The 12,745-nt window shown below is 59.7% G+C and carries 7 protein-coding genes; 3 read left to right on the top strand and 4 right to left on the bottom strand.

What is annotated here, in order from left to right:
* Positions 1 to 32 precede the first annotated feature (32 nt).
* The 3 genes from J3U87_RS28360 (at position 33) to J3U87_RS28350 (ending at position 4,606) form a co-directional block, all read left to right on the top strand.
* Positions 33 to 3,053: a CHAT domain-containing protein gene (locus J3U87_RS28360; RefSeq protein WP_237379161.1), complete on the top strand. Its 3,021-nt coding sequence runs from the start codon at positions 33 to 35 to the stop codon at positions 3,051 to 3,053.
* A gap of 84 nt (positions 3,054 to 3,137) precedes the next feature.
* Entirely contained in the window at positions 3,138 to 3,968 is an 831-nt protein-coding gene (locus J3U87_RS28355; RefSeq protein ID WP_237379160.1) for an ankyrin repeat domain-containing protein, read from the top strand.
* Positions 3,969 to 3,973: 5 nt separating this feature from the next.
* Complete coding sequence (locus J3U87_RS28350; protein ID WP_237379159.1) at positions 3,974 to 4,606, top strand: RNA polymerase sigma factor; 633 nt, start codon at positions 3,974 to 3,976, stop codon at positions 4,604 to 4,606.
* Between the two features lie 79 nt (positions 4,607 to 4,685).
* Here J3U87_RS28350 and J3U87_RS28345 read toward each other — a convergent pair whose 3' ends face one another.
* From J3U87_RS28345 to J3U87_RS28330, 4 genes are all read right to left on the bottom strand, one after another.
* Positions 4,686 to 5,465: an MIP/aquaporin family protein gene (locus J3U87_RS28345; RefSeq protein ID WP_237379158.1), complete on the bottom strand. Its 780-nt coding sequence runs from the start codon at positions 5,463 to 5,465 to the stop codon at positions 4,686 to 4,688.
* A 347-nt stretch (positions 5,466 to 5,812) separates the two neighbouring features.
* Positions 5,813 to 8,632: a PAS domain S-box protein gene (locus J3U87_RS28340; RefSeq protein WP_237379157.1), complete on the bottom strand. Its 2,820-nt coding sequence runs from the start codon at positions 8,630 to 8,632 to the stop codon at positions 5,813 to 5,815.
* Positions 8,633 to 8,829: 197 nt separating this feature from the next.
* Positions 8,830 to 9,366, bottom strand: a complete 537-nt coding sequence (locus J3U87_RS28335; protein WP_237379156.1) for a carboxymuconolactone decarboxylase family protein — start codon at positions 9,364 to 9,366, stop codon at positions 8,830 to 8,832.
* A gap of 1,267 nt (positions 9,367 to 10,633) precedes the next feature.
* The gene (locus tag J3U87_RS28330) at positions 10,634 to 12,739 is read right to left on the bottom strand and encodes a two-component system response regulator (RefSeq protein WP_237379155.1); all 2,106 of its coding nucleotides are present in this window, start codon (positions 12,737 to 12,739) and stop codon (positions 10,634 to 10,636) included.
* Between the last annotated feature and the right edge of the window lie 6 nt (positions 12,740 to 12,745).

The raw sequence follows: 12,745 nt of genomic DNA, 5'->3' as shown, positions 1-12,745 counted from the left end.
ACATTCAACGCATCACACCGAGGATGACCGGAATGCCATGTAACCCTTCGAACCCACGGCGCCGCGGGTCGGCGCTGTGCGGGTTGGTGCTCGTCGCGTTGATCGCGATCGATTGCACCACCAGCCGCTCGGACGCCCAGCCGGCGCCCGACCTACCCGATGGACTCAACGTCACGTCCGTCGCTCCCAATGGTGGGGGACGGCGTGCCGGTTTGCGGGTCGGCGATATCCTGATTCGCTGGGAACGGCCGGCGGGCGCGTCTGCGGACGCGGCCACCGGCCGGTTCTCGGACCCCTGGGAATGGACCTGGCTGGAATGGCAGCAGAAGCCGCTGGGTGCCATTCGCGTCAATCTCTTTCGCGACAACGAGTGGTTGTGGCTTGCGCTGCCCGCGCACCCTTGGGAAACCGAGGTGCGTGGTCAACTCGACCATGAACATGTAGCCCAACTGCGAGAAGACCGTGAGCTCGATGGGGAAGCATTCGTTGTACAAGCACTCCCACGATGGACAAATCGAATCGGAGACCTCGAACGGCGAGGAGAGCGAAGCCAGACCTTGGCTCTGCGCTGGGAAGTAGCGCAAATCCTTTTGGACCAGAACGAACGCCTCCAAGCGATTGCCACCTTGGAGACCATCCGCGAAGACTTGGAACCCGGTGAGGTTCGTAGCTGGCTGTCCGATTTCATTGGCAGAACCTGGATCAGGGAAAAAAACGCCGGTGCAGCCGAGGAAGCGGTGAAGCGGGCATTCGAAGAGCGCAAAGACTGGCCAACAGTGGTGGGGACGGCCCGCTATTACCATCACATGGGACATATCGCACGGCTTCAAGGTGATTGGCAAAAGGCTTCGAAAGTCTGGCGGCAGGCGCACGATTTATTGGCGGCCTCCGCTCCGGATTCGCTGTTGTTCGCCGATCTTTCGCTCGAGTTGGGCGTCGCTGCCAAGAAAAGGCACGACTATGCTGAATCCGGGGAACATTACCGCGAAAGTGAGCGGGCTTATGCCCGTTTAGCGCCAGGAACCCGCAAACATGCCTCGGTGTTGTACAACCTGGGTTCTTTGGCACGATTGCAGGGGCGCCTTTTGGAAGCCGAGACCTACCAAAAGCGATCTTTGTCCATCATGCGACTCGATGCAACCACGCCTCCCAAGAAGATGGTTCGCCGCTTGGCTCAGTTGGCGATCATTGCCAACGACCGCAAGGATTATCAGGCAGCCGAATCCTTTTTTCTCGAAGCTTTGAAGCTGGCCGGTGATAGTGCCGTCGCACCGGTCGAACGTGCATACCTGTACAATGGCCTTGGGACGATCTATGCAGACAAGGGGAACTTTCAAAAAGCCGCGGATCAATTGGCACGCGCCAGTGAGCTGGCGAGCGAATCCAGTAATCCCGAAGACGGGGCTTTGATCGACACCAACCTGGGATTTCTCAACCTGCAGCGAAAGCATTACGATCTGGCCGCCGATTCGCTGCACCGGGCCGCCGAAGGCCTGAAGCGCGGTTCCGGGCTGTGGGCCTACAACCTGCGGCTCCAGAGCCAGGTGTTGCGCGGTCGCGGCGATGCCGAAGCCGCGCTGCCCCTGCTGGATCAGGCGCTGGACGAGTTCCCCGCCGAGTCCGCCTCCGGTTTCGATCGGGCGGAGCTGCTGGCCGAGCGCGCCCGCTGCCTCGCCGAATTGAACCGGCCCGGTCCCTGCGAGGACACCTGGCACGAGGCCGCCGCCGCTTACGAGCGCCAGTTGGATGCGCTCGGTGGCAATCAGTTCGTTCAGGCCGGTTTCTTCATGGGAGCCGCCGACAGTTACCGGAACCTGGTGAAGCTGCGGGCGGCACGGGGCGACGTCGCGGCGGCCTTCTCCGCCAACGAGCGCTTCCGCGGGCCGATCTTGCGGCGCCTGATGACCGGATCGCCCCAACAGGCGCAACTCCAAACCTGGCTGGATGCGGAAGAGGTGCAGGCCCGCCTGGATCCCGGAACCCTGATGCTTTCCTACTGCGTGTTGGACGACCGGACCTTCCTTTTCGCCCTCGATCGCGAGAACGGATTGAGCATCCATGCGCTCGACGGGGCGAACGCCGAAGTCCTCGAACGCCAGATTCAGGACTATCGAACGGTGTTGGCGGAGGGGCGCATGCGCCGCCTGGAAGATCTCTACCGCCGCGGGTACCGGCTCTTCAATCTGGTGCTGGCCCCGGTTCAGGATCGCATTCGCGAGGCCCGCCGCCTTCTGATCTGTCCCGACGGCCCACTGTTCCTGCTGCCGTTTTCCGCGCTGGTGACCCAATTGCCGCCGGAAGGTGCCGAGGATTGGCGCCAGGTCTCCTTTCTGGCCGGGACCAAACCCATCCATTTCGCCCTTTCGGGAACCCTGTACAGCCTCGATCTCGAAGCCCGCGGGCCGCAGCCGATCGAAAGCGAACCCCAGCATATCGCCGCTTTCGGCGCCGCGTTGCACACGCCGGCCCTCAATCTGCCGGAATTGCCCCAGGCGACCGCCGAACTGGCGGCCATTGCCGGGACCTTTCCGGACCGCACCCGTTGGTTCCACGGCGAACAGGCCACCGAAGCCCAGGTACGGTCCCTCGATCCCGACACCCACATCCTGCATTTCGCCGGTCACGCCGTGCACGATCTCAACGATCCGGCCGCTTCCGCCCTGATCATGACGCCCACCGATCGCGACGACGGCAAGTTGTTCACCTGGGAGATTCAGGAGCGCCTGACCCTCCAGGCCGACCTGGTGGTGCTGTCCGCCTGTGAAACCGCCCTGGGTCACGATATGGGCGGTGAGGGGTTGATGGGTCTGACGCGGTCGTTCCAGGTGGCCGGGGCCCGTTCGGTTCTCGCGACCCTGTGGCGGGTGGAAGATCGCGCGACGGCGGTGTTCATGGGCCACTTCTACGGGTATCTCCAGAAGGGACATCCCAAGGACCACGCCCTGCAGTACGCCCAACAGGCCATGATGCGCCACTACGGCCAAGGTCGACATTGGGCCCACCCACTCTACTGGGCGGGATTCCAACTGTTCGGCGATTGGCGGAAACAGTGATGTGCGCCATCTTTTTCGCCGTTTGCCCGCAACCAGTATTCGTCCTTCGCCACTAACCAGATAAACGCTGACGGGAGATTTATCATGACACTCAACGGATCCGATACCCCTCTGACCCGGAGAGATTTGAACCGCATGTTGGAGAGCGCCAGCCCCGCCGAGGTTCGAAAAGATTACGGGGATCGCCTGGATGGCAAGGCCGCCGCGATCCTGACCGATTTCGAACGATTGGAGACGCTGCTGTGGAACGCGACGCGTATTCTTCCGCCGGTACCCGTTTTCAAGTTGCCCGCCGATTTCCAGGTGCCCCGCCTCGTGGGGCAGGGAGAAGTCGTACCCATGCCCCAACGGCCGCGTCGTTTCGCGTCGCCGATCCCGCGCCTCTCGTTGGCGGCCGCGGCGGTATTGCTGGGCATGTTGCTTTCGTGGCTGGTGTTGCAACCGCGCGGCACCGATGCCAGCCTGACCCCGCCCGAGGCGGATCCGGTCTTCCGGGGACACGATGCCGGAGATCGGCGTGGGATCGCCCACGACTGGGCGCGTCTGGGCCAGGTGGCCCCTTTGCAGACCTATCTCAGTGAGGGTGGCGACGTGAACGAGCGCGATCCGAACAATCGAACCTTGCTTCACCTGGCGGCCTCGAACGGCCAGGATGAAGTGATTCAATTGCTGGTTCGACACGGCGCGCAGATCGACTCGCTGGCCGATCACCGCAAAACGCCCCTCATGTTGGCCGCCGAACACGGCCATGTAGATGCCTTGAATATGCTGCTCGAACACGGTGCCGACGCATCCCTGCGCGATGCCGAGGAACAGACCGCGGCCCAGTTGGCGGCGCGTTACGGCTACGGCGATATCGCCGACCTGCTCGACCAACGCAACCGGGACCCGCGTCACTCCAACCAAAAGAGGTAACAACCATGGAAACGGTCATTGCGTCCATCCATCGCTACAACGCCGGTGATCGCGACGCCTTTGAACCCATTCACGAGTACTACAAGAACCGCCTGTGGGCCTACCTGTGCTCGCGGGCCAACAACCGTGACGATGCGGAAGAACTTTTCTCCAACGTGTGCATGACCATCGCGCGCCGCCTGCCGACCCTCAAGGAGCCCGAAAAGCTGATCGCCTGGGTCATCGGCATCGCCCATTTCAAGGTGCGGGAGCGCTACAAGAGCCCTTCGATGAAAAGCGTCTGCGTGGACGATTTCGCGGAGGAGTTGGAAGACGGCTGCGCCACCCCCGAGGAAAACCTGGTCACCCACCAATCGCTGGAGCAATTGCACGACTGCATGAAACAGCTTCCCGATCACCAACGGGAGTACATCGAGTTGCAATACCTGGCCGGCGTCCCGCAAAAGGACGTGGCAGAGCAGTTCCACCTCAACACGGCCGCCCTCAAGAGTCAGATCTTCCGCGCCAAGGTCAAATTGCTTCACTGCCTGCGCAAGCACGGCATCCTGCCCCACGAGGAGGCCGCGGGTTCCGCGCTGCCCAAGACGGCCTCGCGCAGGTCCGGTCGCAAACTGAGCCCGGTCGCCGACGCGGGCTGAGCGGCATCCTTTCCCTTCTCGAGACAGATCCTCTGCGACAATGGCATTGCGGCCGCCTTCCCGAGGCGGCCGCTTTTTTTCAAGGGAACGGTTCGTTGTCGTTGCCGGTGGCTGCGGCCACCGGCTGCTCGCGATGGTGGCTTTCACTGTCCGCGGGCGCGGTTGCCGCATCTTCGGTGGCGGCCTTTCCGGGTAGGTCGAACCGGTCCTGGCCGTGGACCAGCGTGTGCGACGCGGTGGCCAGACCGCAGCCGATGACGGGGGCGACCAGGTAGATCCAGAGATGGGAGAGGTTTCCGGAAACGAGCGCCGGTCCCAGCGAGCGCGCGGGGTTCATCGAGGCGCCCGAAACCGGCCCGCCGAAAGTCGCTTCGAGCGCGACCACCGCCCCGATGATCAAGCCGGCGACGAGACCGCGTTCCTTGGCGCCCTGGGCCACACTGAGAATGACGGCCATCAGCCACCAGGACATGACGATCTCGAGGATCAGGCTTTGGGTGAGCGTGCCGCTGGGAAGGGTGGCGCCCAGGTGCGGATGGTCGGGGAATAATGCGTGAAGGGTGAGGCTGGCACAGATGGCGCCGCCGAACTGGGCGGAGAGATAGGGGAGCAGGCCGGCGGCGGGAAAACGTCGGGCGAGCCAGAACCCGATGGTGACGGCGGGGTTGATGTGGGCCCCGGAGATATCGCCGTAGGCGAAGATCACCGAAGAGACCACGAGCCCGAAGGTGATGGCAATGCCCAGGTGGGTGATGCCGCCGTAGATGTCGTGAACCACGATGGCGCCGGTTCCGGCGAAGACGAGAATGAAGGTTCCCAAAAATTCAGCGATGGCGGCTTGGTGTTTGGGTTTACTCATGGGTGCGGTGTGTCCTTGTCCGAGATGCGAGCGCGTCGCGAAACATGATGATGGTGGCAAGGAAGACATCCATTGTAGATGACCCGTGCGAGGGTGCCAAACCGAAAGCGCGAAGGAGCGATGATTGGTTCGGAAGGGGAAGGGATCGCCGCGAACGAACCCGTTCCGGGAAATGAACGGCCCGCGAGACGCCGGCCGTACCCGTGGACCGCCGCATGACCCGAGCCCTCGTGGGTATCGGAACGCGTGTCGGCGAGGAGTGGGTCCTGGCCGGTGTGCCCAACTCTTGGAATCCGGAGCTCTCGAGACGGACGGTTCCTCTCGCTAACGGCGCGACTACGGCGCGACTACGGCGCGAGCTTCAGGTACTTGGCGAGTATCGGCAGGAGCTGGCCCATGTCGATCGGTTTGGTGAGGTAGTGGTCGAACCCCTTCTTGACGGTACCTTCCTTTTGTTCCGTGAACGCGTCGGCCGAAAGGGCCACGATCGGAATGTCCGCATATTCCGGATTGTCGCGGAGACGGCGCGTCGCCTCGATTCCGTCCATCACCGGCATGTGCAGGTCCATCAAAATGAAATCCGGCCTGCTTCGCGCCACCCGCTCCAGGGCCTCGCGGCCGTTGTTGGCTACCTGGATTCGCAACCCCAATTCCTCCAAGAGGGAGCGCGTCACCTGTTGGTTGATGAGGTTGTCTTCCACCAGGAGCACCGCGTTGTTGACCGCAAAATGGGCTTCGACCGGGGGGGTCTGCGTCGCGGCGCCGCGGTTGGCGGGCGGGACCAACGGCAGGAGCACGAAAAAGGTGGCGCCTTCGCCCAATTCGCTCTCGACCCAGATCCGGCCCTCCAACAACGCCACGATCTTTTGGGTGATCGCCAATCCCAAACCGGTTCCCTCGAATTTGCGGGTGGGGGCGTTGTCGGCCTGCTCGAAGGCCCCGAAGATGGCCAGGTGGCGTTCCTTGGCGATGCCGATCCCTTGATCCGCGATTTGAATCAGGAGTCGGTGTTCCCTGCGTGCCACCGACAGGCGGACGGTCCCGCTATCGGTGAATTTAATGGCGTTGGCCGTGAGGTTCATGAGGATCTGATTGAGCTTGGTGCGGTCGGCATGAATGACTTCCGGAAGGTTTTCGGCGTAGTCGTACGCGAAATCCAAACCCTTCTCGTCCGCCGCGGGTTTGTGGATGTTGTAGATGTTTCGAACCAACTGGCGGAGGTTGAGGTCCTGATGGTGGAGCGCCATCTTGCCGGCTTCGATTTTCGAAAGATCCAGAATGTTGTTGATGAGCTCGGTGAGGTGTTCGCCACTCAGCTTGATTTGTTCCAGATGCTGGATCGACGTTTGGGGGAGATGGTACTTTTCGGCGTGTTTCAACAGGATTTGGCTGAAACCGATTATCGCGTTGAGGGGCGTGCGAATTTCGTGGCTCATGTTGGCGAGGAACACCGATTTGGCGCGATTCGCCTTTTCCGCGGTTTCGCGGGCCTTTTTGAGTTTTTGGTCTTCTTCCCTCCGGGCGGAAATGTCCTGCACGTTGGCCACGCGGTACAGGAGCTTGCCGGCCTCGTCTCGGATGGCGGAAACGTCGATCAGAACCGGAAACACGGAGTGGTTTTTGCGGATGTACTCGGCCTCGAACACAATCTGGTCTTCGTGGCGGATTTGCTTGAGTTTGTCTCGCAAAATGCTTCTCGCATGGGGTGAATAGATGTCCATCAAATGCTTGCCGTGCAGTTCCTCCATCGTGTATCCGAGCATTTTGGCGTAGGCGGGATTGCAGGACGCCACATACGGTGAATCGCCCTTACAGAGGATGACGCCCCAGCCCGAGTGCTTGAAGATCCGTTCCCAGTAGCGAATCTGCTCTTCCGATTTCACCCGATCGTCGATGTCTTCCACGACGGCGATGATGTGTTGCGGGACCCCGGAACTGTCTTTCACGTAAGTCGCCCGAAAATTGACCCAGACGGTGCGACCGTCCTTGCGTCGGTAGCGTTCCTTGAGGCTGTAGGAGTCCAAGGCGCCGTTCAGGGCCATGCGGTAGTGTTCGGCGCCTTGGCGGTTGTCTTCGGGGTGGGTCAGGTCGATGAATTTCATGTTGATCAGTTCCGCTTCGGAGTAGCCCGAGATCGTGGTCATGGCCTTGTTGGACCACAGGAGTCGACCCTTGGGATTGCAGAAGAAAATACCCACGGGGGCGTGGGAGAAGGTCAACCGGAAGCGGTTTTCGCTCGCTCGGATCTGGGCTTCCATGTCCTTTTGAAGGGAGAGATCGGTGCAGATACCGGAGGCGCCCGCGATATGGCCACCCGCATCGCGTATGGGGGAGAGGGTGACTTGGATCGTCACCCGCTTGCCGCACTTTTGTTCGATCACGGTTTCGATCGGGTTGCCGCGCGCATCGCTGAGATGGGCCAACATCGCCGATAACTCCGGACGGCGTTCCCGGGGGAAGAGCTTGAGGAAGTTGCTGCCGAGCACCTCGTCCTGGGCGGCTTCGAACAACTTCTCCGCACTGGCGTTCCAATAATTCAGCATGCCGTCGAGCGTGACGCCGAAAATCGCCTCGTGGGAGGAGCGGACCAGCGATGCCAGTTGGGCGGAAAGATCCTCGGCCTTTTTGCGCTCCTCGACGGCGGTCAACATGCGGTTCATGATCTGCACATGCAGCCCGTACACGGTCGCCATGGGGAGGATCTGGTTCTGTTCTTCGCGGGTGAAGATCCGCGTGGCGAAGAGCAGGCCGCCGGTGGTCTGGCCCTTGTCGCCGTACGGGACGTATAGCACCGATGGTGGGGAACCTTCGCAGAACCAGTGGCTCAGCGGGTCGCGACCGACTTCTTCGGTTGGGGTGGGGAACCACTTGGATGTCTTCGACTCCAGGATGTAGGAGAAAGGGCCGGTGATCCGTTGGAAGGAGGAGGCGTCGGCTTCGCGGTATTCTCCGGATTCCAGGTACCCGATCGTCGCGTAGGAGTTACCGGCGAACGACAGGACGCACATCTTGGAGGACGGCACGATCCAGCGCGAACAGCGGCACACCGCCTTCCAGAAATCCGGCAGCGATTCTTGGTTGGAAAACTCCAGGACGGCGTCGTAGACGAGGCCGAAGGTCAACCCATCGATTTGGACGTCTTGATTGAAGGGGTTTTGTTCAAACATGGCCTCGAGTCAATCTCCACCCAGCAACGACGATGGTGTCAACGATTCGCCTGGCGTGATGTGTCACCGAATTCCAGGGTGTCTCATGTATCGGCTCACTATCGGCGAAGGGTTATTTTGCCGAAAAACCCATCCTTGCTCATTCCGTTGGCCGATGTCGGGTCGTGGCAAGAGCACCGGATTCGGCCAGGTGTGCGTCAATCGATTTCGATACCGCTGGCATCTGCCCAAGTGTTGATGAAGTTGATAAATGCGGACATCATGACGAGTTCCAAGATTTCCTTGTGGTTCAGACCGTTTTCTTTCAGTTTCCGATAGTCTTCATCTTGGATTGAATTGGGGTCTTTGGCGGCTTTGACGGCAAATTTCAGTATGTCGCGATACTGTATCGGCACACCGGATAGGTCCTTGTCCAATATACAACTTTCGATGACTTCCTTGGATATTCCCAAGGCTTCCAACGCGCCGGTATGGGTCACGGTACAGTATCTACAATGATTGTGTACCGAAATGGTGGTGGCGATCATTTGCTTGAGGCTGGCCGGCAGCAGTCCCTCTACCAAAATGCGTTTGGTCAGGAACCAGGTGGCCTCTAAAATATCAGGCCTCAGTGCCTGAGATGTGAACCAGTTGATGGGGAATTCCTTACCGAATCCCGTTTTCACCATATCGTCATAAAGGTCTTCGAGATGCGGGTCGCCGGACGGGTCCCGCACCAGCTCAAATCGACTCATGACTTGGCTCCATGTGTTGAAAGGAATGGCCAATTATATATCACAAGCCGCTCATGCACCACGAAATCAGTCCACGAAATACGGGGAAGCGGATGGGTCTCTCGGCAAGAGATGTCCACGAAAAACACGAAAAAACACGAAAAGGATACTCCCGGCATCGTTCGCCAAGCCTTCCGGGTCGTTCTTGGTTACCGGGAAAGAACTGCCCACGAATCACTCGGATGACACGAATAGGCGTCCGCTCGAGCATGTCGAACCCAGAGTCTCTTGGTAGTATTTGATATTAAACATAATATTTCTAAGTGCTTAGGTGTAACTGCCTCCGCACCTCCTTCTCGGCAAGAGATGTCCACGAAAAACACGAAAAAACACGAAAAAACACGAAAAGGATACTCCCGGCATCGTTCGCCAAGCCTTCCGGGTCGCTCTTGGTTACCGGGAAAGAACTGCCCACGAATTACTCGGATGACACGAATAGGCGTCCGCACGAGCATGTCGAACCCAGGGGCTCTTGGTGGTATTTGATATTAAATATAATATTTTTAAGTGCTTAGGTGTAACTGCCTCCGCAACTCCTTCCTTTAGATGTGACTGTCCCCGTGACTCGAAAAGATGCGATATGGAAGCCCGCCTCTCCGGGCCGGGATGGCGCTCCCGAGCAGCGAAGAGATCGGGAAGCCGAAGAACCAAAAAAACCCTACCGCGAAACGCGGTGGTGATGAATTCCTGATTCGTGTAGATCCGTGTGATTCGTGGACAAGAATGCTTAGATGTGACTGTCCCCGTAACTCCTGAAGACACACGAACAGGGTACACCCGGCATCGTTCGCTATGCCTTCCGGGTCGTTCTTGGTAACCGGGAAAGAACCGTCCACGAATCACCCGACAGGCACGAATATGCGTCCGCACGAGCATGTCGAACCCAAGGGTCTCCTGGTAGTACTTGAAATGAATAATAATATTTTCAAGCACTTAGGTGTGACTGTCCCCGTGACTTGAAAGGACGCGATATAGAAGCCCTTCTCTCCCTTCCGGAATGGCGCTTGTGAGCGAAGAGGAGATCGGGAAGCCGGAAAACCAAAAAAACCCCATGGCCGAACGCGGTGGTGATGGATTCCTGATTCGTGTAGATCCGTGTGATCCGTGGACAAAAATCGAACCCCTCGGTGGAGTCGAGCCGTTGGCGCGGAGCCGACCCGGCGGGGAAGCGCGTTTTCGTGTTTTTTCGTGTTTTTAGTGGACAAACCCAGTCGCCCCGTTCGTGGACTCAGGTGTTGCTCACCATGCGCCGCGTCAGTTGATCCTTCAGCAGCGCCGTGGCCTGGTCGCCGGTCATGGGCTTGTGAAAGTAATAACCCTGAAACAATTGGCACGGATGGTTTTGGAAGAACTCCAAATGCTCCCGATCTTCCACACCCTCGGCCACCACGTTCAGCTCCATCGATTCCGCCAGCGAGAGAATGCCGCGGATGATGACCTCGGAGTTCAGATCCGTGCCAATGCCGCTGACGAAGGACCGGTCGATCTTGAGGACATCCACCGGCAGGCGGGTCAGGTAGCTCAAGGACGAATAGCCGGTGCCGAAGTCGTCCACGGCGATCATCAACCCCAGGCGATGGAATTCTTCCAGCAAGGTGATGGTATTGCAGGAGTCCTCCATGATGGTCGATTCGGTCAATTCGATCTCCAGGAGCCCGGGCGGCAGGGAGGTCTCGGCCAGGACCTTCTGAACCACGTCCAGGAACGCCCCTTTCTTCAACTGGCGCGGGGAGACGTTGACCGCCATGCGCGGACTCTTGGGGCCGAAGTGGCGGTGCCAGGAGGCCGCTTGGATACAGGCCTGCTGCATGACCCATTCGCCGATCGGGAGAATCAGCCCGGTTTCTTCGGCGAGCGGGATGAATTTGGCCGGGCTCACCGAACCCATGGTCGGGTGGTTCCAGCGCAACAGGGCTTCCATACCCTTGATCTGATGGCTGCCGGGATCCACCTGGGGTTGGAAATGCAGGCTGAGCTCGTTGCGATTCAGGGCGTGGCGTAGTTCCCCTTCGAGTTCCATGCGCTGGCGGGCCTGGATCTGCATGCTCTGATCGAAGAACTTGAGGGTGTCCTTGCCTTCGCGTTTGGCTTCGTACATCGCGATGTCGGCGGCCTTGATGAGAGCCTCCGGGTCGGTGCCCGACTCGGGAAAGGTGGCGATGCCCAAGCTGCAGGTGACGAACACCTGGCGGCCCTGGATCGTGAAGGGTGCCTGGATCCGTTCCAGGATTTTTTGGCCCACCATGATGACGTCTCTGGCCGACTCGAAACCTTCCAGGAGAATGCCGAACTCGTCGCCGGCCAGGCGGGCGACCACGTCGTAGTCGCGCACCGACTCGATCAGCAATTTCGCGAGGCCTTTGAGCAGCGCATCGCCGGCGTCGTGGCCCATGCTGTCGTTGATGCCCTTGAAGTTGTCCAGGTCCAGGAAGATGACGGACACCTTGCGGTCGTACCGCTTGTTGCGACTGATCATCTTTTCCAATTGCTGGCGAAAGGTCGTGCGGTTGGGCAGTTTGGTCAGGTGATCGTAGTTGGCCAGTTCCAACAGCTTTTGCTCCGCTTTCTTTCGTTCGCTGATGTCCAGGAAGACCATCACCCCGCCGGTCACCAGGCCCCGTTCGCGAATGACCGAACTCGAGAACACCACCGGAAAGGTCCGGTTCCCCTTGCTGCGCAACTGGTTCTCGTGGGCGCGTATCGATTCCCAACCGTCCGGGAAGGAACGCACGCCGGGGTCGTCCTCGACGAACAGGTCGCCGAGTTCCAGATCGCGGATTTCCTGGGTCTGAAAACCCAGCATGCTGAGCGCCGCCGGATTCATGAAGGTGATCCGGCCCTGGCTGTCCAGGCCCACGATGCCTTCGCCGGCACACTCGAGCAGCATCTCCTTTTGGTGGCCCAGGGTCTTGATGCTGTTCATCGCCTCTTCCAGGGCGTGGCGTTGGCGGTCCAGTTCCAGGAACACCTTGACCTTGGAAACCAGGATGTCGCGGTCCACGGGTTTGAACAAGTAGTCCACCGCGCCCACCTCGTAACCGCGCAGAATGTAGGTGTCGTTCTTATGGATCGCCGTGACGAAAATGATCGGTACGCACTTGGTTTCGAAGTAGGAACGAATCAGCGAGGCCGTCTCGAATCCATCCATGTTCGGCATTTGCACGTCGAGCAGGATCACCGAGAATTGATGGCGCAATGTGAGCGACAGGGCCTCCTCGCCGGATGCCGCCATGAAGACGTGGGCGTCCAGGGGTTGCAGGATCTTGCTCATCAGAAAGAGATTGGTGGGAATGTCATCGACGATCAGAACCTTGGGTTTGTAGTACTGCTCCATGTGTTG

Source organism: Sulfidibacter corallicola (genome assembly GCF_017498545.1).
Taxonomy (GTDB): Bacteria; Acidobacteriota; Holophagae; order Acanthopleuribacterales; family Acanthopleuribacteraceae; genus Sulfidibacter; species Sulfidibacter corallicola.
This window is presented reverse-complemented; position numbering and strand designations above follow the sequence as displayed.

What these genes read in the sequence shown, in the direction of transcription:
- J3U87_RS28335 (WP_237379156.1), bottom strand. Translation starts at nt 9,366, where the DNA reads ATGAGTCGATTTGAGCTGGTGCGGGACCCGTCCGGCGACCCGCATCTC.
- J3U87_RS28360 (WP_237379161.1), top strand. Translation starts at nt 33, where the DNA reads ATGCCATGTAACCCTTCGAACCCACGGCGCCGCGGGTCGGCGCTGTGC.
- J3U87_RS28340 (WP_237379157.1), bottom strand. Translation starts at nt 8,632, where the DNA reads ATGTTTGAACAAAACCCCTTCAATCAAGACGTCCAAATCGATGGGTTG.
- J3U87_RS28330 (WP_237379155.1), bottom strand. Translation starts at nt 12,739, where the DNA reads ATGGAGCAGTACTACAAACCCAAGGTTCTGATCGTCGATGACATTCCC.
- J3U87_RS28350 (WP_237379159.1), top strand. Translation starts at nt 3,974, where the DNA reads ATGGAAACGGTCATTGCGTCCATCCATCGCTACAACGCCGGTGATCGC.
- J3U87_RS28345 (WP_237379158.1), bottom strand. Translation starts at nt 5,465, where the DNA reads ATGAGTAAACCCAAACACCAAGCCGCCATCGCTGAATTTTTGGGAACC.
- J3U87_RS28355 (WP_237379160.1), top strand. Translation starts at nt 3,138, where the DNA reads ATGACACTCAACGGATCCGATACCCCTCTGACCCGGAGAGATTTGAAC.